At 75.3% G+C, this 17,584-nt stretch carries 18 protein-coding genes and 1 pseudogene; 15 read left to right on the top strand and 4 right to left on the bottom strand.

Annotated elements, in window-relative coordinates:
- Positions 1 to 59 precede the first annotated feature (59 nt).
- From ZF1_RS23255 to ZF1_RS23225, 7 genes are all read left to right on the top strand, one after another.
- Positions 60 to 362 carry a WXG100 family type VII secretion target gene (locus ZF1_RS23255; protein ID WP_062397786.1) on the top strand — a complete coding sequence of 101 codons (303 nt, stop codon included), beginning with the start codon at positions 60 to 62 and terminating at the stop codon, positions 360 to 362.
- A gap of 14 nt (positions 363 to 376) precedes the next feature.
- Positions 377 to 667 (top strand): WXG100 family type VII secretion target, encoded by a 291-nt coding sequence (locus ZF1_RS23250; RefSeq protein WP_482638343.1) that lies wholly within the window; start codon positions 377 to 379, stop codon positions 665 to 667.
- A gap of 234 nt (positions 668 to 901) precedes the next feature.
- Positions 902 to 1,345, top strand: coding sequence for a 50S ribosomal protein L13 (gene rplM, locus ZF1_RS23245; protein ID WP_062397782.1), 444 nt, complete (start codon positions 902 to 904; stop codon positions 1,343 to 1,345).
- Between the two features lie 29 nt (positions 1,346 to 1,374).
- On the top strand, positions 1,375 to 1,941 hold the full coding sequence (gene rpsI, locus ZF1_RS23240) for a 30S ribosomal protein S9 (RefSeq protein WP_083474823.1): 567 nt from the start codon (positions 1,375 to 1,377) through the stop codon (positions 1,939 to 1,941).
- Between the two features lie 11 nt (positions 1,942 to 1,952).
- On the top strand, positions 1,953 to 3,290 hold the full coding sequence (glmM, locus tag ZF1_RS23235) for a phosphoglucosamine mutase (RefSeq protein ID WP_482638342.1): 1,338 nt from the start codon (positions 1,953 to 1,955) through the stop codon (positions 3,288 to 3,290).
- Between the two features lie 132 nt (positions 3,291 to 3,422).
- Positions 3,423 to 3,692, top strand: coding sequence for a hypothetical protein (locus ZF1_RS23230; protein ID WP_482638341.1), 270 nt, complete (start codon positions 3,423 to 3,425; stop codon positions 3,690 to 3,692).
- On the top strand, positions 3,686 to 4,105 hold the full coding sequence (locus ZF1_RS23225) for a hypothetical protein (RefSeq protein ID WP_482638340.1): 420 nt from the start codon (positions 3,686 to 3,688) through the stop codon (positions 4,103 to 4,105). The genes ZF1_RS23230 and ZF1_RS23225 overlap by 7 nt, the downstream gene beginning before the upstream one ends.
- 33 nt (positions 4,106 to 4,138) lie before the next feature.
- Here the strand turns inward: ZF1_RS23225 and ZF1_RS23220 are convergent, their stop codons facing one another.
- A complete protein-coding gene (locus ZF1_RS23220; RefSeq protein WP_482638339.1) occupies positions 4,139 to 4,600 on the bottom strand; it encodes an IclR family transcriptional regulator domain-containing protein in 462 nt (153 codons plus the stop codon).
- Positions 4,601 to 4,781: 181 nt separating this feature from the next.
- The gene (locus ZF1_RS23215; RefSeq protein ID WP_482638338.1) at positions 4,782 to 5,672 is read right to left on the bottom strand and encodes a dienelactone hydrolase family protein; all 891 of its coding nucleotides are present in this window, start codon (positions 5,670 to 5,672) and stop codon (positions 4,782 to 4,784) included.
- A gap of 118 nt (positions 5,673 to 5,790) precedes the next feature.
- Between ZF1_RS23215 and glmS the strand changes: the two genes are divergently transcribed.
- The 8 genes and pseudogenes from glmS to rimI all read left to right on the top strand — a co-directional run bounded on the left by glmS (position 5,791) and on the right by rimI (position 14,871).
- The gene (gene glmS / locus ZF1_RS23210; protein WP_482638337.1) at positions 5,791 to 7,650 is read left to right on the top strand and encodes a glutamine--fructose-6-phosphate transaminase (isomerizing); all 1,860 of its coding nucleotides are present in this window, start codon (positions 5,791 to 5,793) and stop codon (positions 7,648 to 7,650) included.
- 87 nt (positions 7,651 to 7,737) lie between these two features.
- The gene (locus ZF1_RS23205) at positions 7,738 to 9,231 is read left to right on the top strand and encodes an NAD(P)H-hydrate dehydratase (RefSeq protein WP_482638336.1); all 1,494 of its coding nucleotides are present in this window, start codon (positions 7,738 to 7,740) and stop codon (positions 9,229 to 9,231) included.
- A gap of 51 nt (positions 9,232 to 9,282) precedes the next feature.
- Positions 9,283 to 10,555: pseudogene (argG, locus tag ZF1_RS23200) on the top strand (argininosuccinate synthase); the annotation flags it as partial.
- Positions 10,556 to 10,757: 202 nt separating this feature from the next.
- Positions 10,758 to 11,954 (top strand): alanine racemase, encoded by a 1,197-nt coding sequence (gene alr, locus ZF1_RS23195; RefSeq protein WP_482638335.1) that lies wholly within the window; start codon positions 10,758 to 10,760, stop codon positions 11,952 to 11,954.
- Positions 11,951 to 13,204 carry an alpha/beta fold hydrolase gene (locus ZF1_RS23190; protein WP_482638334.1) on the top strand — a complete coding sequence of 418 codons (1,254 nt, stop codon included), beginning with the start codon at positions 11,951 to 11,953 and terminating at the stop codon, positions 13,202 to 13,204. Before alr ends, ZF1_RS23190 begins: the two co-directional genes overlap by 4 nt.
- Entirely contained in the window at positions 13,201 to 13,686 is a 486-nt protein-coding gene (tsaE, locus tag ZF1_RS23185; RefSeq protein ID WP_178376000.1) for a tRNA (adenosine(37)-N6)-threonylcarbamoyltransferase complex ATPase subunit type 1 TsaE, read from the top strand. The genes ZF1_RS23190 and tsaE overlap by 4 nt, the downstream gene beginning before the upstream one ends.
- Before the next feature lie 10 nt (positions 13,687 to 13,696).
- Entirely contained in the window at positions 13,697 to 14,383 is a 687-nt protein-coding gene (tsaB, locus tag ZF1_RS23180) for a tRNA (adenosine(37)-N6)-threonylcarbamoyltransferase complex dimerization subunit type 1 TsaB (protein ID WP_482638333.1), read from the top strand.
- Complete coding sequence (rimI, locus tag ZF1_RS23175; RefSeq protein WP_251784381.1) at positions 14,380 to 14,871, top strand: ribosomal protein S18-alanine N-acetyltransferase; 492 nt, start codon at positions 14,380 to 14,382, stop codon at positions 14,869 to 14,871. Before tsaB ends, rimI begins: the two co-directional genes overlap by 4 nt.
- Here the strand turns inward: rimI and ZF1_RS23170 are convergent.
- A complete protein-coding gene (locus ZF1_RS23170; protein ID WP_482638332.1) occupies positions 14,850 to 15,761 on the bottom strand; it encodes an aldo/keto reductase in 912 nt (303 codons plus the stop codon). The genes rimI and ZF1_RS23170 overlap by 22 nt on opposite strands.
- Before the next feature lie 18 nt (positions 15,762 to 15,779).
- The gene (locus tag ZF1_RS23165) at positions 15,780 to 17,372 is read right to left on the bottom strand and encodes an alkaline phosphatase D family protein (RefSeq protein ID WP_482638331.1); all 1,593 of its coding nucleotides are present in this window, start codon (positions 17,370 to 17,372) and stop codon (positions 15,780 to 15,782) included.
- Positions 17,373 to 17,584: the final 212 nt, after the last annotated feature.

The following is a 17,584-nucleotide window of genomic DNA, read 5'->3' as shown; positions in this document are numbered from 1 at the left end:
GGCCCGGGAGCCGTCGACACGGCCGCGCCGGGGTCCGATCAGGGGACGAGGTGGGACGTATGGCCGACGGGTTCGGCACGACGACCGAGGAGATGGTCCGCGCGGCGGGCCAGGTGCGGGCGGTGAGCGACGCCGTCAACGGCGAGCTCGGCCGCCTGCGCAGCCAGCTGGGACCGCTGCAGGGCCAGTGGTCCGGCACCGCGGCGACGGCGTTCGCCCAGCTGATGGCCAAGTGGGACACCGAGGCGCGGCGGCTGAACGAGGCGCTGGGTGCGATCGGTGAGCAGCTCGGCGGCACGGCGACGACGTACCAGCAGCAGGAGGACCGGAACCGCACCGCCATCACGTCGGTGCTCGGGTGAGGGGGAGCCACACCATGGGATCCGAGATCAAGGTCACCTTCAGCGCGCTCGAGACGGCGTCGGCCGACACCGTCGCGACGACCGCACGCATCACCTCCCAGCTCGAGGACCTCCGGCGGCAACTGGCGCCGATGGTCGCGACCTGGACCGGCGACGCGGCGGCCACCTACCGGGCGTCGCAGCAGAAGTGGGACACCTCGGCGGCCGAGCTGACCACCACCCTGGGCACCATCGGGAAGCTCGTCGGCCAGGCCGGTCAGAACTACCGGGCCACCGAGCAGGCGAACCGGGCCCGGTTCGCCTGACACCCGGTCCGGGGGCCCGGACGACCCCCTTGCGTCCGCCCCCGGAACCGGCGGGTACGCTTGGCTCTCGTTGTGCAGCGGTGGAGACCCGCGGGCGCCGTCCTCCGGCGACAGCGGCGGGATCGAGCGTCCCTCCGGCGTCCACCAGCAGCACGCTGAGGAACCAGAGACTAGAGAGTGGGCCGGAACCCGTGCGGACGGCCCACCAGCCGAGAACGACGACGAGGTAGATCCGTGCCCACGTACAGCCCCAAGCCCGGCGACATCCAGCACGCCTGGCACGTGATCGACGCCGAGGACGTGCGCCTCGGTCGGCTCGCCACCCACGCTGCCACGCTGCTGCGCGGGAAGCACAAGCCGACCTACGCCCCGCACGTCGACAACGGCGACTTCGTGGTCATCGTGAACGCGGAGAAGATCTCGGTGTCCGGCAACAAGCGTGCCGACAAGTTCATCTACCGCCACTCCGGCTTCCCGGGTGGCCTCCGCCAGCGCTCCGTCGGCGAGATGATCGACAGCCAGCCCGACCGCCTCGTCGAGAAGGCGATCAAGGGCATGCTGCCGAAGAACCGTCTCGGCCGCGCCATGGCCAAGAAGCTGAAGGTCTACGCCGGCCCGGCGCACCCGCACGAGGCCCAGAAGCCGCAGCCGTTCGAGATCAAGCAGGTCAGCCAGTGACCACCCCGAGCAACGAAGAGGGACAGCCCGTGACCAGCCCCGAGAACGGACCCGACGAGGTCGTCGACGCGGTCGAGACCGAGGGTGCGGCCGCCGAGGCGACCGAGACCGAGGCCACCGAGACCGAGGTCGCCGACGTCGACTACACCATCGGTGACGCCGCCGACTTCGACGCCGACGAGTTCGCCGCCGAGGCACCCGTGCTGGGCGACCGCCCGGTCCAGACCGTCGGCCGCCGCAAGGAGGCCGTCGTCCGCGTCCGGCTGCTGCCGGGCACCGGTGGGTTCACCCTCAACGGCAAGCCGCTCGAGGTGTACTTCCCGAACAAGCTGCACCAGCAGATCGTGAAGGAGCCGCTGGTCCTCCTCGAGAAGACCGAGCGCTTCGACATCTTCGCCAACCTCAAGGGTGGCGGCACCGCGGGTCAGGCCGGCGCGCTGCGCCTGGCCATCGCCCGTGCGCTGGTCGAGCTGGACTCCGAGGACCGCCCGCCGCTGAAGAAGGCCGGCTGGCTGACCCGTGACGCCCGCGCCGTCGAGCGCAAGAAGTACGGCCTCAAGAAGGCCCGCAAGGCGCCCCAGTACTCCAAGCGCTGATCGCACACCGGATGCCTCGTCTCTTCGGAACCGACGGCGTCCGGGGCCTGGCCAACGGCGAACTCCTCACTCCGGAGTTCGCCGTTGGCGTCTGTGCCTCGGCCGCCCGCACGCTCTCGAACGGCTCCGGCCGCCGGCCCCTCGCGGTCGTCGGACGCGACCCCCGCGCGAGCGGCGAGATGCTCGAGGCCGCGGTCGTCGCCGGGCTCACCTCGGCCGGTGCGGACGCGATCCGGGTCGGTGTGCTGCCGACCCCGGGCGTCGCGCACCTGGTCGCCGAGACCGGCGCCGACCTCGGCGTGATGATCTCCGCGTCGCACAACCCGATGCCCGACAACGGCATCAAGCTCTTCGCCGCGGGCGGCCACAAGCTGCCCGACGACGTCGAGGACGCGATCGAGCAGCAGCTGGCCGCCGGGCTCGGCGCCCGCCCCACCGGGGAGGGCATCGGCCGCGTCTGGGACGCCCCGGACGCCACCGACGTCTACGTCGCGCACCTGCTCTCCGCCGCGCCCGGCTCGCTGTCAGGGCTGCGCGTGGTCGTGGACTGCGCGCACGGCGCCGCCGCGCTGGCCGCGCCGGAGGCCTACCGCCAGGCGGGCGCGGACGTGATCGCGCTGCACGCCGAGCCGGACGGGCTCAACATCAACGACGGCGTCGGGTCCACCCACCTGGAGCCGCTGCGGTCCGCGGTGCTCGAGCACGGCGCCGACCTCGGCATCGCCCACGACGGCGACGCCGACCGCTGCCTGGCCGTCGACGGGACGGGCGCCGTCGTCGACGGTGACCGGATCATGGCCGTGCTGGCGCTCGCCATGCGCGACGCCGGCGAGCTCGCCCACGACACGCTCGTCGCCACGGTGATGAGCAACCTGGGCCTGCACATCGCCATGCGCGAGGCCGGGATCACCCTGGACACCACCAAGGTCGGGGACCGCTACGTGCTGGAGCGGCTGCGCGAGGGCGGGTTCACCCTCGGCGGCGAGCAGTCCGGGCACGTGGTGCTGCCGGGCCACGCCACCACCGGCGACGGTCTGCTCACCGCCCTGCGGCTCATGTCGCGGGTCGCACAGACCGGCACGTCGCTGGCCGAGCTCGCCTCGGTGGTCACCGTACTGCCGCAGGTGCTGCGCAACGTGGCCGTCGCGGACAAGGACGCGGTCGCCGCGTCGGCGGACGTGGCCGAGGCCGTCGCCAAGGCCGAGGCCGAGCTGGGGGACACCGGCCGGGTGCTGCTGCGCCCGTCGGGCACCGAGCAGCTCGTCCGCGTGATGGTCGAGGCGCCCAGCGAGGGCGAGGCCGACGCCGTCGCGGGCCGGCTGGCCGAGGTCGTCGCCGCCGCGCGCTGAGCGGGACACCGCCCGACATCGGGGCCGTCACCCACACCGGGTGGCGGCCCCGATGTCGTCGCGGGTTCGCGATCGCGACCGGGATCCCGTCGAGCCGGCCCGGCCGGCCGGACCGGCCGGGATGCTGGCGCGATGAGACCGGAGCTGCTGCGTGACCCCGCCGCGCTGGACCGTGCCGCCCGTCGGCTCGACGATCTCGCCGACGGGCTCCCCGGCACCGTCGACGGGCCGGCGGGGGACCGGGTGGTCCGGCTGCTCCGCGTCGCCGACGAGCTGATCTCGCTCGCCGCCGCGGCCCGGCGTGCCGCGGCCACCGCCCGCACCGCCGACGACGACACCGTCGCCGTCCTGCGCGCCGTCGACCGGCACGTTCCCGCCCCGCCCGGGGCGGGAACGTGCTGATCGACGGGCCGCCCGGGACAGCGGAGCAGGCCGCGGCGCTGCGGGAGCTGGTGGGCAGGCTCGACGACGTCGCGGGGGTGCTCGCGGGGATCCGCACCGCCGTCGCCGACGCCTGGGACGACCCCGCGGGCCGGGAGTGGCTCGGCCGGCTCGACCTCGTCGGGCGGGAGGTGCGCCGGCTCGCCGACGAGACCGCCCACGACGCCGCGCAGCCCCACGACCCGCGGCACCACGGTCCGGAGTCCCACGACCCGCGGCCCCACGGCGGCGCGCAGTCCGACGGCACCGCGGACCCGGAGGTCCCGGGGATGCGGCTGCCCGGCCTCACCGGCATCCGCGTCCCCGACCGTCGCGGCCCGGTGGCGCCGTCGCTCACCCCGTCGTCCGTCCCGGACGGTCCCACCGAGCGCTGACGGGACCGCCCACCGGGCCGCGCGGGCCCGGGGTCACAGGTCCGAGGCCACCAGGTCCGCCTCGATCCTCGCGGCGGCCCGCAGCAGCCGCGGCAGGTGCCGCCCGGTCAGCTCCTCCCGCGACGCCACGCCGACGTGCGTCGACACGTTCACCGCCGCGATCACCCGCCCGGCCCGGTTGCGCACCGGCGCCGCGACGCCGCGCAGGCCGTCCTCCAGCTCGCCCTCGACCAGCGCCCAGCCCTGCTCCCGGGCCCCGCACGACGGCCTCGCGCAGCGCGGCCACGTCGCGCACCGTCTGGTCGGTCCGCCGCTGCACGGTGACCGAGGCCAGATGGGCGTCGAGCTCGTCGTCGGGCAGGATCCGGCGAGGTCCTCGTCCGGGTCACCGCCGTCGGCCTGTGCGGCGTTCGACGCCGTCGCCGGGGCCGACCGGAAGGTGTGGCTGGCGCCCTGAGCGCGCCGTCCGCGCGCCGATCCGCCGTCCGCGCCCATCCGCCGGCCGCCCCCGCGCGCTGATCCGCGGCGCGCGCGATGATCCGTTCCGCGCGCGTGTCCGGACCCGCGCGAACGACGGATCACCGCGCGCCGGGTGGATCGTCACGTGTTCCGGGGGGCGAGCGGGCGGCGGATCACCGCGCGGGCGGTGCGTCGCGCGCCCGGCGGAGGACCGGGGTCAGCCGCCGATGCCGAGCAGGCCCGAGGAGCGCTCCTCGGGCTCCTCCTGGGGCTCCGGGGTGAGGTCCACCACCGGCGCCCCGGGGACGTTCCCCGAGGTCAGCGAGGACACCCGCTTCTCGTTCTGCAGCTCCTGCATGAGGAACGCCGTCACCAGCGCCCGGGTGATCTTCCGGGTCCGGTGCTGCGGGCGGTTCTGCAGCAGCAAGCTCGTCCAGTGCCTGCCCTCGCAGAACCCGAGGTGCCCGGCCTTCTCGATCTCGCGGAGCGTCACGTCGGTGCCGGCCTCGTGCTGGGCGGCGGCGATCCGCTGCGCGTGTCCCTCCATGGGGGCCAGCGAGTCGACGGCGGCGGCGAGGTGCAGCGTCGGGACGGTCACCGCGGCGGCCGCCTCGATCGCGGACGGCTTCACCTCCGACGCCGCGAGGGTCACCAGCGCGCCGAGGCGCTCACGCCGGGCCGCGGCGAGGACGGCGGCGCCGCCCCCGGTTCCGTGCCCGACCAGCGCGGTCTTGCGGGCGTCGACGCTGACGTGGCCGTCGCCGAGCCGGACGCCGACGCACACGTCGAGGACGGTGTTCAGGTCCGAGGCGAACCGGGCGACGCTCGGGACCGGGCCGCGCTGGGTGTTCGGCGCGGCGGCGACGAAACCCCAGGTCGCGAGGTGACGCAGCAGCTCGTGGTAGCGGTGCGCGGGCTGCAGCCACGCGTGCCCGATCACCACGGCGGGCAGCTGGTAGCCCTCCGCGGGGGTGTAGACGATGCCCGGCAGACCGATCAGGCCCAGGTCGCCGTGCTTCACCGGGTTCGGCCCCGGACGCGACAGCACACCGAGGGCGTCCTTGGCCCCCTTCATCGACGGGGGTCGGGTCACGCTGGTCCGGGCCACGGTCGGCACCGTACCGGTGCAGGTCACCGCATGCCCGACTCGCACGGACGTCCGGCGTGGCGCCGGACCGACCCCGTCGCCGGAAGATCGGCAACCGGGCGTCGATACGCTCATCCGTATGTGTGGCATCGTCGGTTACGTCGGTCATCGGTCCGCACTCGACGTCGTCCTTGGCGGCCTGCGACGACTGGAGTACCGCGGTTACGACTCCGCCGGCGTCGCGCTGCCGGACGGCGGTGAGCTGCTGGTCGAGCGCAAGGCCGGAGCCCTGGCCAACCTGGAGACACGCCTCGAGGAGATCGGTCGCGACCGGTTCACCGGGACCTCGGGCATCGGGCACACGCGGTGGGCTACGCACGGCCCGCCCACCGACCGCAACGCCCACCCGCACCGCAGCAGCGACGGCACGGTCGCGGTCGTCCACAACGGCATCATCGAGAACTTCCTGGAGCTGCGCGCCGAGCTGGAGGCCCGTGGCATCTGGGCGGAGTCCGACACCGACACCGAGACCGCCGCGCACCTGGTGGCGCTGGCCTACGCCGACGGCCCGACGAAGGGCGATCTGCCCGCATCGGTCCGCGCCGTCGCCCGCCGGCTGGAGGGCGCGTTCACCCTGGTCGTGACGCACGCCGACGAGCCGGACCGGATCGTCGCCGCCCGTCGCAACTCGCCGCTGGTGCTCGGCATCGGCGAGGGGGAGACGTTCCTGGCCTCCGACGTCGCGGCGTTCATCGAGTTCACCCGCGACGCCGTCGAGCTCGGCCAGGACCAGGTCGTGACGATCACCCGCGACGGCTACGACGTCACCGACTTCCACGGGGAGCCGGTCGGGGTCAACCCGTTCGAGGTGACCTGGGACCTCGCCGCCGCCGAGAAGGGCGGCCACGACTACTTCATGCTCAAGGAGATCGAGGAGCAGCCGACCGCGATCGCCGACACCCTGCGCGGGCACCTCGTCGAGGGCCGGATCGTCCTCGACGAGCAGCGTCTGACCGACCAGGACCTGCGCGACGTCGACAAGGTCTTCGTCGTCGCCTGCGGCACCGCCTACCACTCCGGGCTGCTCGCGAAGTACGCGATCGAGCACTGGACCCGGATCCCGGTCGAGATCGAGCTGGCCAGCGAGTTCCGCTACCGGGACCCGGTGCTGGACCGCTCGACGCTGGTCGTCGCGATCTCCCAGTCCGGCGAGACCGCCGACACCCTGGAGGCACTGCGCCACGCCAAGGAGCAGAAGGCGCGCGTGCTGGCCATCTGCAACACCAACGGGGCGCAGATCCCGCGCGAGTCCGACGCGGTGATCTACACCCACGCGGGTCCGGAGATCGGCGTCGCCGCGACCAAGACCTTCACCGCCCAGGTCGCCGCGAACTACCTCGTCGGCCTGGCCCTGGCCCAGGCCCGCGGGACCAAGTACCCGGACGAGGTCGTCCGCGAGTACGAGGCGCTGGAGGCCATCCCGGCGGCCGTCGCCGAGGTGCTGGAGTCCCTCGGCGAGGCCCGTGCGCTCGGGCAGGAGCTGGCGCCGTCGAAGGCGGTGCTGTTCCTCGGCCGCCACGTCGGCTACCCGGTGGCGCTGGAGGGCGCGCTCAAGCTCAAGGAGCTCGCCTACATGCACGCCGAGGCCTTCGCGGCCGGCGAGCTCAAGCACGGCCCGATCGCGCTGATCGAGGACGGGCTGCCGGTCGTGGTGGTGATGCCGTCGCCGAAGGGACGCGCGGTCCTGCACTCCAAGCTGCTGTCCAACATCCAGGAGATCAAGGCGCGTGGGGCGCGGACCGTGGTCCTCGCCGAGACCGGCGACGAGACCGTGCGCCCGTTCGCGGACCACCTCTTCGAGCTGCCCGCGGTGCCGACGCTGCTGCAGCCGCTGGTCGCGACGATCCCGTTGCAGGTCATCGCGGCCGAGATCGCCCGGGCCCGCGGCTACGACGTCGACAAGCCCCGCAACCTGGCGAAGTCGGTCACCGTCGAGTGATCACCGGTCGTGGAGCGGAGCGTCCGCGACGCGGGCGTCCCGCTCCACAACCGTCGATCATGGTCGCCCGGCGCTAGCCTCGCGGCCATGCACGGGCTCCACACCGCGGACCAGGTACGGGCGGCCGAGGCGGCCATGATGCGCACCGTCGGCGACGGGGTGCTGATGCGCCGGGCCGCGTCGGGGCTCGCGCACCACGTGCGGGAGTTCCTCGGCGCGACCTACGGCCGCCGGGTGGTGCTGCTCGTCGGGGCGGGCGACAACGGCGGCGACGCCCTGTGGGCCGGTGCCGAGCTGCGCCGCCGGGGCGCGCACGTCACCGCGGTGCTGCTGGCGCCGGACCGTGCGCACCCGGCGGGCCTCGCCGCGCTGCGCGCCGCCCGCGGGCGGGTGCTGGCCCTGCACCCGCCCGGCCCGGCCGCCGGCGCGCTCGACTCGGCGCGGGCGCTGGTGGCGGGGGCGGACGTCGTCGTCGACGGGATCGTCGGCATCTCCGGGCGCGGTGCGCTGCGCGACCCGGCCCCGGAGCTGGTCGCCGCCGCCGACGGGGCGGGTGTGCCGATCGTGGCCTGCGACCTGCCCTCGGGCGTCGACTGCGACACCGGGGCGACCGACGGGCCGCACGTCCGCGCCGCGCTGACGGTCACCTTCGGCTGCCGCAAGCCGGTGCACGCCCTCGCCGCCCCGCTCTGCGGCCCGGTGCGGCTGGTGGACTTCGGGCTCGGGCCGTTCCTCGAGGGGACCGAGCCGCACGCGCGGGTGCTGTCCGACGGCGACGTCGGCGCCCGCTGGCCGGTCCCGGGACCCGGCGACGACAAGTACAGCCAGGGCGTCGTCGGGATCGCCGCCGGGTCGGCCACCTACCCCGGCGCCGCCGTCCTCGCCGCGGGGGCCGCGGCCCTGGCCACCTCCGGGATGGTCCGCTTCGCCGGGTCCGCCGCCGACGAGGTCCGCAGGCACTGGCCGGAGATCGTCGCCACCGGCGACATCACCGACGCGGGCCGCACCCAGGCCTGGGCGGTCGGGCCGGGGCTGGGCACCGGCGGGCAGGGCCGGGCGGTGCTGGAGGAGGCGCTGGACCGCGAGGTGCCGCTCTGCCTCGACGCCGACGCGATCACCCTGCTCGCACAGCACGCCCACCTGCGGATGCGCATCCACGGCGAGCCCGTCGTGCTCACCCCGCACGCGGGGGAGTTCGCCCGGATCGCGGGCGAGGTCGGGCCCGACCGCATCGGCGCCGCCCGCCGCGCCGCCGCCGACCTCGGGGTGACGGTGCTGCTGAAGGGGAACGCGACCGTCGTCGCCGCACCGGACGGACGGGTGCTGGTGGACCCGGCCGCGGACTCCTGGGCCGCCACCGCGGGCTCCGGCGACGTGCTCACCGGCATGATCGGCGCGCTGCTGGCCGCCGGGCTGGACCCGTGGTGGGCGGCGGGCTGCGCGACGCTGGTGCACGCCCGCGCCGCGACGGCGGCCGCCCGCGAGCACGGGCTGCCGCCGGTCCCGGCGCCGGCGTCGGCGATGCAGGCGGCGATCCCGGTCGCACTGCGGTCGGTCCGGTCGGCGGCGTCGGGGCGCTGAAGCGGCACACCGGCGGACCTGCGCCGGGAGCGGGTTGTTAGCGTTCCGCGCGTGCCGAAGATCCTGACCAGCCTCCCCGTCGGCGAGCGCGTCGGCATCGCCTTCTCCGGTGGCCTCGACACCTCCGTCGCGGTCGCCTGGATGCGCGAGAACGGCGCGGTCCCCTACGCCTACACCGCCGACCTCGGACAGCCCGACGAGCCCGACCTCGTCGCCGTCCGCGAGCGCGCGCTGGAGTACGGCGCCGAGGCCGCCCGCGTCGTCGACTGCCGTCGTGCACTGGTCGACGAGGGCATCGCCGCGATCGCCTGCGGTGCCTTCCACATCCGCGCCGGCGGGATGCCCTACTTCAACACCACCCCCATCGGCCGCGCCGTCACCGGCACCCTGCTGGTCCGCGCCATGGCCGACGACGGCGTCTCCATCTGGGGCGACGGCTCGACCTTCAAGGGCAACGACATCGAGCGGTTCTACCGCTACGGCCTGCTCGCCAACCCCGCCCTGCGGATCTACAAGCCGTGGCTGGACGAGGCGTTCGTCGACCAGCTCGGCGGCCGCGCGGAGATGAGCGCCTGGCTGGGCGAGCGGGAGCTGCCCTACCGGGACTCCGCGGAGAAGGCGTACTCGACCGACGCCAACATCTGGGGCGCCACCCACGAGGCCAAGAGGCTCGAGCACCTCGACACCTCGATCGAGATCGTCGAGCCGATCATGGGCGTGCGGTTCTGGGACCCGGCCGTCGCGGTCGAGACCGAGGACGTCACCGTCGAGTGGGAGGCCGGTCGCCCCGTCGCGATCAACGGCACCCGCTACGACGACCCCGTCGCGCTGGTCACCGAGGCCAACCGGATCGGCGGCCGGCACGGCCTGGGCATGACCGACCAGATCGAGAACCGGATCATCGAGGCCAAGAGCCGCGGCATCTACGAGGCCCCGGCGATGGCGCTGCTGTTCGTCACCTACGAGCGGCTCGTCTCGGCGATCCACAACCACGACTCGCTGTCGGCCTACGAGGAGCAGGGCCGCCGGCTCGGCAGGCTCCTCTACGAGGGCCGCTGGCTGGAGCCGCAGTCGCTGATGCTGCGCGAGTCCCTGACCCGCTGGGTCGGCAACGCGGTCACCGGGTCGGTCACGCTGCGGCTGCGCCGCGGCAACGACTGGTCGGTGCTCGACACCCGCGGCCCCGCCCTGGCCTACGCCGAGGACCGGCTCTCGATGGAGCGCGTCGAGGACGCCCCGTTCACCCCGGGCGACCGCATCGGCCAGCTCACCCTGCGCAACCTGGACCTGGCCGACTCCCGCGCCAAGCTGGAGCAGTACTCGGCCACCGGGATGCTCGGCGGCGAGTTCGGCACCTTCGTCGGCGAGATCGAGGCCGGGCGTGCGGCGGAGATCACCGCGACGCCGTCGGACCCCGACGCCGAGCAGGCCGAGGAGTCCCTCGACCGCGCCGCGATGGAGGCCGGGACCGACTGAGCCGGGCTCGGGACCGGGCCGCGACGGACCGGGATGCGATGATCGGGGCCGTGCTACCCACGACCGACCCCGCACCCGGTCCGCGGCCCCGGCCCGGACCGGGCGCACCGGCGGCCGAGGCGGTGGTCGACCTCGACGCCGTCCGGCACAACACCCGGTACCTGTCGGGTCTCGCGTCCGGGGCCGAGACCATGGTCGTGGTCAAGGCCGACGGCTACGGCCACGGCGCCGCCGCCGTCGCACGGGCGGCGCTGTCGGCCGGGGCGACCCGGCTCGGCGTCGCCACCCTGGAGGAGGCGCTCGCGCTGCGGGCCGACGGTGTCGACGCGCCGCTGCTGTCCTGGCTGCACCTGCCCGACGCCGACTTCGCCGCCGCCGTCGCCGCGGGGGTGGAGCTGTCGGTGTCCGGCCGCGTGCACCTCGCCGAGGTGCTGGCCGGTGCCCGCGCCGCGGGCCGCCCGGTCCGGCTGCACCTCAAGGCCGACACCGGGCTGTCGCGCAACGGCTGCCCGCCCGGCGAGTGGCCCGCCCTGCTCGACGACGTCTCCCAGGGCGTCGCCGACGGCACCTGCGAGGTCGTGGCCGTGTGGTCGCACCTGGCCGCCGCCGACGAGCCGGGCCAGCCCGCCGTCGACAGCCAGGCCGCGCGGCTGCACGCCGCCGCCGCGCTCGCCCGGGACCGCGGGTTCGCCCCACAGCTGCACCTGTGCAACTCGGCGGGCCTGATGACCCGCCCCGACCTGCACCTCGACGTCGTCCGGCCGGGGATCGCCGTCTACGGGCTCGACCCGATCGCCCGCCCCGCCGACAGCCCGCTGCGCCCGGCGATGACGCTGCGCGGCCGGGTCGCGCTCACCAAGACCGTCGAGGCGGGCGAGGGCGTGTCCTACGGCCACGAGTGGGTCGCCCGCGAACCGCGCACGCTGGCACTGGTGCCGCTGGGCTACGCCGACGGCGTCCCGCGCCGGCTCAACGACGGTGGCCGGATGCGCGTGCGGATCGGCGGCACCGTCCGGCCGGTCGCCGGGCGGGTCTGCATGGACCAGTTCGTCGTCGACTGCGGGCGGCCCGGGGTACTGCCGGTCGCGATCGGCGACCCGGTCGAGCTGTTCGGCACCGGCGCCGACGGCGGACCGACGGCCCGCGAGTGGGCCGACGAGCTGGGCACCATCCACTACGAGATCGTCACGGGCGTCCGGGGGCGGGTGCGCCGCACGGTGACCGACGGGCGCGGGGGAGTCGCATGAGCCGCAGGGGATGGACCGTCGCCGGGATCGCGGGCGGTGTGGTCGGCGCGGCGGGCGCCGCGGCCGGGGTCGGCGTCGCCGCGCAGCGACGCAAGATCGCCGCCACCCGCCGCAGCCTGGCCACCGAGATGTCCGCGCACGCCGGGACGCCGCCGGGCACCGTCGGCGAGGAGATGTCGGTGATGGCCGACGACGGCGTCCGCATCGCCTGCGAGGTGGTCGCCCCGGCCGACGGCTCGGAGCACGCGCTGACGGTGGTGCTGGTGCACGGCTTCGCCCTGGACCGGCGCACCTGGTCCGAGCAGCGGCCGCACCTGGCCGGGCTGACCGGCCCGTCGGTGCGGATGGTGCTCTACGACCAGCGCAGCCACGGCCGCTCCGAGCGGGCGCCCGCGGACTCCTGCACGATCGACCAGCTCGGCCGCGACCTCGACGCCGTCATCCGCGCGCTGGCCCCCGAGGAGCCGCTGGTGCTGGTGTCGCACTCGATGGGCGGCATGACCGTGATGGCGCTGGCCGAGCAGCACCCGGAGCTGTTCCACGAGCGCGTCGCCGGCGTGGCGCTGGTGTCGACCTCGGCGGGGGAGATGGCGTCCTCGGGGCTGCCGGGCACGTTCCTGTCCCGGCGCAACCCGGTCATCCGGGCCCTCGGCGGGCTCGCCGCGTGGCAGCCCGGCCTGGTCGAGACGGGCCGGCGCGCACTGGGTGACATCATCTGGGCGTTCACCAAGCGCTTCGCCTACGGCGACCGCCAGGTCGACCCGCGGATGGTCGACCTCGTCGACACGATGATCGACTCGAACGCCGTCGGCGCGCTCACCGACTTCGTCGACACCCTCGGCACCCACGACCGGCTCGCGGCGCTGCCCGGCCTGTCCGGCTGCGAGGTGCTCGTCCTGGCCGGCGACGGCGACCGGATCATCCCGTGGCGGCACAGCGAGGTCATCGCCGAGGCGATCCCGACCGCCCGGCTGGTGCGCCTGCCCGGGGTCGGGCACATGCCGATGCTGGAGCAGCCCGAGGTCGTCGACGCCGAGCTCGACGCGCTGATCGCCCGCACCACCGAGCGCACCGCGGGCGGCGGGCTGCGCGCCAAGCGCCCGCCCCAGCTCATCGACACGACCGACGAGGAGCAGGCCGAGGCAGGCGGCGGCGCGCTGCAGGGGCTGCTGCGCGGTGCGGGCCGGGTCCGCCGGGGCAGCCGGACCCCGGCCCGGGCCGGCCGGTCCCGGAAGAAGGACCGGCCGTGATCCCCGCCCCCGGCGCGGACGCCGTCGTCACCGAGCTGCCGACCGTCGCCGACACCGAGTCCTTCGGCGAGACGGTCGGGCGCGAGCTGGTCGCCGGTGACGTCGTGCTCCTGGCCGGGCCGCTCGGCGCGGGCAAGACCGCCCTGGTCCGCGGCCTGGCCCGCGGGCTCGGGGTGACCGGCACGGTGGCCTCGCCGACGTTCGTGATCGCCCGCGAGCACCCCTCCGCGGGAGACGGCCCGGCCCTGGTGCACGTCGACGCCTACCGGCTGATCGGAGACGGCACAGCGGCCCGGCCGCCCGACGTCGCGGCCGAGCTGGACGACCTCGACCTCGACACCGAACTGGACCGGGCGGTCGTCGCCGTCGAGTGGGGGGTCGGGGTCGCGGAACGGCTCGCCGGGTCCGCGGTGACGATCACGCTGGAGCGCCGCGACGACGACACCCGGGTCGCGACGCTGCGCCGCACCGCGCGTCCGTAGGCTCGCGGGCGTGCTGGTACTGGCCCTCGACACCGCGACGACCGTCGTCACCGCCGGTCTCGTCGACCTCGGCCCCGACGGGCCGCGGACCCTCGCCGCCCGCGCGCACGACGGCCGCCGCCACGGCGAGCTGCTGATGCCCGCGGTCCGTGCGCTGTGCGCCGAGGCGGGTCATGCGCTCGCCGAGGTCGGGGCGGTGGTCGTCGGTGCCGGTCCGGGCCCGTTCACCGGGCTGCGGGTCGGGATCGCGTCGGCCACAGCACTCGGCCACGCCCTCGACGTGCCGGTGCACGGCGTCGTCACCCACGACGCCCTCGCCTGGGGGCTGCACACCGGCGGGAACCTGCTGGTCGTCACCGACGCCCGGCGCACGGAGGTCTACTGGGCCGCCTACGACGCGTCCGACCCCGCCGACGCCCGCTCGGTCCGCAGGCTGACCGGCCCGGCCGTCGAGGCCCCGGAGGCGCTGGCCGCGCGCCTGGACGAGCTGGCGATCGGCACCGTGGTGGGCGATCCGGCGTTCGCGCAGCGGCTCGGCCGCGAGATCGGCGGCCCCGGCGCCCCGACCGTCGACGGGCTGGTCGGCGTCGCCGCGGCGGACCTGCTCGCCGGCCGGGCCCCCGCCCCGGTCGAGCCGCTCTACCTGCGCCGCCCCGACGCCGCCCCGCCGACCGGCCGCAAGCGCGTCACCGCGTGAACGCCACCGTCTCGCTGGGCCCGCTGTACCGGGCCGACGCGGCGCGCTGCGCGGAGCTGGAGGAGATCCTGTTCCCCGGGGACGACCCGTGGAGCGCGCAGGCGTTCCGCGACGCCGTCTCCTCCGGCCAGCTCTACCTCGCCGCCCGGGCCGGTGACGAGCTGGTCGGCTACGCCGGGCTCGCCGTCGTCGCCGGGCCGCCGATGGCCGAGGCGGAGGTGCACACGATCGGCGTCGACCCGGCGTGGCAGGGCCACGGCATCGGCCGCGCGCTGCTGCGGGGGCTGCTCGCCGTCGCCGACGAGCTGGCGGCCACGGTGTTCCTGGAGGTGCGCACCGACAACGTCCCGGCCCGCACGCTGTACGAGAGCCACGGGTTCACCGTGGTCGGGCTGCGCAGGCGCTACTACCGGCCGTCGATGGCCGACGCCCACACGATGCGCCGCGACCGCGTGCGGAAGGCCGCTCAGGACGTCGCGGACAGGTAGGACAGCAGGCGCAGCTCGTCGTCGGTCAGCTCCAGGGTGCGCATCGGCAGCAGCTGTTCCAGCTGTTCGACGGTGCGTGCGCTCGCGATCGGCGCGGTCACCGCGGGCTGCGCGGCCAGCCAGGTCAGGGCGACCGCGGGGACCGGGACGCCGTAGCCGGCGGAGATCTCGTCGAGCCCGGCCAGCACGGCGCGGCCGCGGGAGTCCAGGTACGCCGCCGCGCCCTCGGCGCGCGGGCCCTCCGGGGCGGGGGAGTCGGGCCGGTACTTGCCGGTCAGGAAGCCCTTGGCCAGCCCGTAGTACGGGTGGACGGCCAGCTCCTCCGACTCCGCGAGCGGGGCCAGACCCGCCTCGAAGGCGTCGCGCTCCATGAGGTTGTAGTGCGGCTGGATGGTGCTGAACGCGGTCAGCCCGTCGCGCGCGGAGATCTCCAGCGCCGACCGCAGCCGCTCCGGGGAGAAGTTCGACGCGCCGACCTCGCGGACCAGCCCCTCGCGGACCAGGGCGTCGAACGCGTCGAGGGTCTCCTCCTGCGCGGTCGCCTCGTCGTCGCGGTGGGCGTAGTAGAGGTCGATCCGATCGGTGCCCAGGCGGCGCAGCGAGTCCCGCGCCGCGGCCGCGATGTTCTCCGCCGACAGGCCCTCGCGGCCCGGCAGGGCACCGACCTTCGTCGCCAGGTGCAGCGCGTCGCGGTTGCCGCGGGCGGCCATCCACTCGCCGAGGATCGTCTCGGACTCGCCGCCGGAGTTCCCCGGCGCGCGCCACATGTAGGAGTCCGCGGTGTCGATCATCCGTCCGCCGGCGGCGACGAACGCGTCGAGGACGGCGAACGAGGTCTCCCTGTCCGCCGTCCAGCCGAAGACGTTCGCGCCGAGAACCAGGTCAGCCACGCGTCCGAACCTACTCCGCTACAGCGGTCGCAGGCCCGGCCGCCGGTCCTCGGTCACGAACCGTCCGCGGGTCTGCACCGGGGCACCCGGCCGCTTCACGAACGGCACCACCTTGAAGTCGGCCTCCATCCGGTCCGCGGTGAACCGGGTGCTGACGTAGCCGCGGCGGTTGTTGTGGAACCGGATGTGCGGGTTCTCGGCGAGGACGGCGTCGGAGCCGTTCTGCTTCTCCGAGCCGTCGCCGCCCGAGGTGATCGAGCTGGACACCAGCTCGGTGCCGACCACCGGCGAGGCGGGGTCGTCGAAGCGGCGCTTCACGTCGGCGCCCCAGTGCGCGTGCACATCGCCGGTGAGCACGACGAGGTTGCGCGCGCGGCCGCGCTGCGTGGCCGCGGTCCAGGAGTCGACGACGCGGTCCCGGGAGCCGGGGTAGCCGTCCCACGCGTCGGGGTTGAAGCCGCGCCCGGTGCCCGGGGTGAAGTCGACCTGGGAGAAGAACACCTGCTGGCCCAGCACGTCCCAGCGGGCGCGGGAGCGGGCGAAGCCGTCGGCGATCCAGCGTTCCTGCGCCGACCCGGGCAGCGAGCGGGCCGGGTCGGTGCGCTCCGCGCAGTCGGTCCGGAACTCGTCGCCGCAGGGCTGGTCGCCGCGGTACTGGCGGGTGTCGAGCATGTGGAAGGTGACCAGCCCGCCCCATCCGACGCGGCGGTACAGCCGCATGGCCGCGCCGCGGGGGCGCTGGGCGGCGCGCAGCGGCATGTTCTCCCAGTAGGCGCGGAACGCGGCGGTCCTGCGGGCGGTGAAGTCCCCTGGCGGGTCGAGCGGGAGCTCCCGCACGTCGCCGGCCCAGTTGTTCTCGACCTCGTGGTCGTCGAACACGACGAGCCAGGGCGCGGCCGCGTGCGCGGCCTGCAGATCGGGGTCGGCGTGGTACTGGGCCAGTCGCTGCCGGTAGCCGGCCAGCGTCGTCGTCTCCGGGCCGGCGTGGTCGCGCACGTTCCCGCCGGGCGCGACGTAGTCCTTCGCCGGGTACTCGTAGATGTAGTCGCCCAGGTGCAGCAGCACGTCCGGGCGCTCCTCGGCCATCCGCCGGTACGCGGTGAACCACCCGTGCTCGAACTGGGAGCAGGAGGTGAAGGCCATGTGCACCGGCGCCATCGACGCCGGCGGGGGCGCGGTCCGGGTGCGGCCGGCGTCGGAGACGGTGCGGCCCACGCGGAAGCGGTAGTGGTAGTCCCGGCCGGGGCGCAGGCCCGGCACCTCGACGTGCACGCTGTGACCCGCGTCCGGCCCGGTGCGGACCCGGCCGCGACGCACGACCCGCGTGAAGCGCTCGTCGTCGGCGACCTCCCACTCGACGTCGGTGGCCCGGTTCCCGAGCCCGCCCAGGCCGTCCTCGGCGACGGGGTCGGTGGCGAGCCGGGTCCACAGCACGACCGAGGTCGGATCGGGTTCCCCGGAGGCGACGCCGAGCCCGAACGGGTCGCCCGGCGGCCGGGCCGGGGCGGGTCCGGGCGCCGCGGCGGCGGCGCCGGGCAGCAGGGGTGCGGCGGCGGTGACGGCGGCGGCGGTGAGTCCGGCGCGCAGCAGCGAACGGCGGGAGGTGACCACGATGTGCAGTGCAACGCTCCCGATCGAGTGACACCGGGCCGCCCGCCGACGAGCACGTGAACAACGGGCGACGAACGGGAACTCCCGACACGCCCGAACGGCGCGGTTGAGCCCCCGCTCGGCTTCTGGCACTCTCATGGATAGAGTGCCAACGCGCGCGGCGGACGACCTCCGCCCCGGCACCCGCGACGGCGGGGCGGGAGTCGCCACAT

Source organism: Pseudonocardia sp. ZF1, from assembly GCF_056835605.1.
This window is presented reverse-complemented; position numbering and strand designations above follow the sequence as displayed.

Bases quoted from the DNA above. Each gene is read 5' to 3' on its own strand.
- ZF1_RS23255 (WP_062397786.1), top strand. From the start codon at position 60: ATGGCCGACGGGTTCGGCACGACGACCGAGGAGATGGTCCGCGCGGCG.
- ZF1_RS23250 (WP_482638343.1), top strand. From the start codon at position 377: ATGGGATCCGAGATCAAGGTCACCTTCAGCGCGCTCGAGACGGCGTCG.
- glmM (WP_482638342.1), top strand. From the start codon at position 1,953: ATGCCTCGTCTCTTCGGAACCGACGGCGTCCGGGGCCTGGCCAACGGC.
- ZF1_RS23230 (WP_482638341.1), top strand. From the start codon at position 3,423: ATGAGACCGGAGCTGCTGCGTGACCCCGCCGCGCTGGACCGTGCCGCC.
- ZF1_RS23220 (WP_482638339.1), bottom strand. From the start codon at position 4,600: ATGGGCGCGGACGGCGGATCGGCGCGCGGACGGCGCGCTCAGGGCGCC.
- glmS (WP_482638337.1), top strand. From the start codon at position 5,791: ATGTGTGGCATCGTCGGTTACGTCGGTCATCGGTCCGCACTCGACGTC.
- ZF1_RS23205 (WP_482638336.1), top strand. From the start codon at position 7,738: ATGCACGGGCTCCACACCGCGGACCAGGTACGGGCGGCCGAGGCGGCC.
- ZF1_RS23190 (WP_482638334.1), top strand. From the start codon at position 11,951: ATGAGCCGCAGGGGATGGACCGTCGCCGGGATCGCGGGCGGTGTGGTC.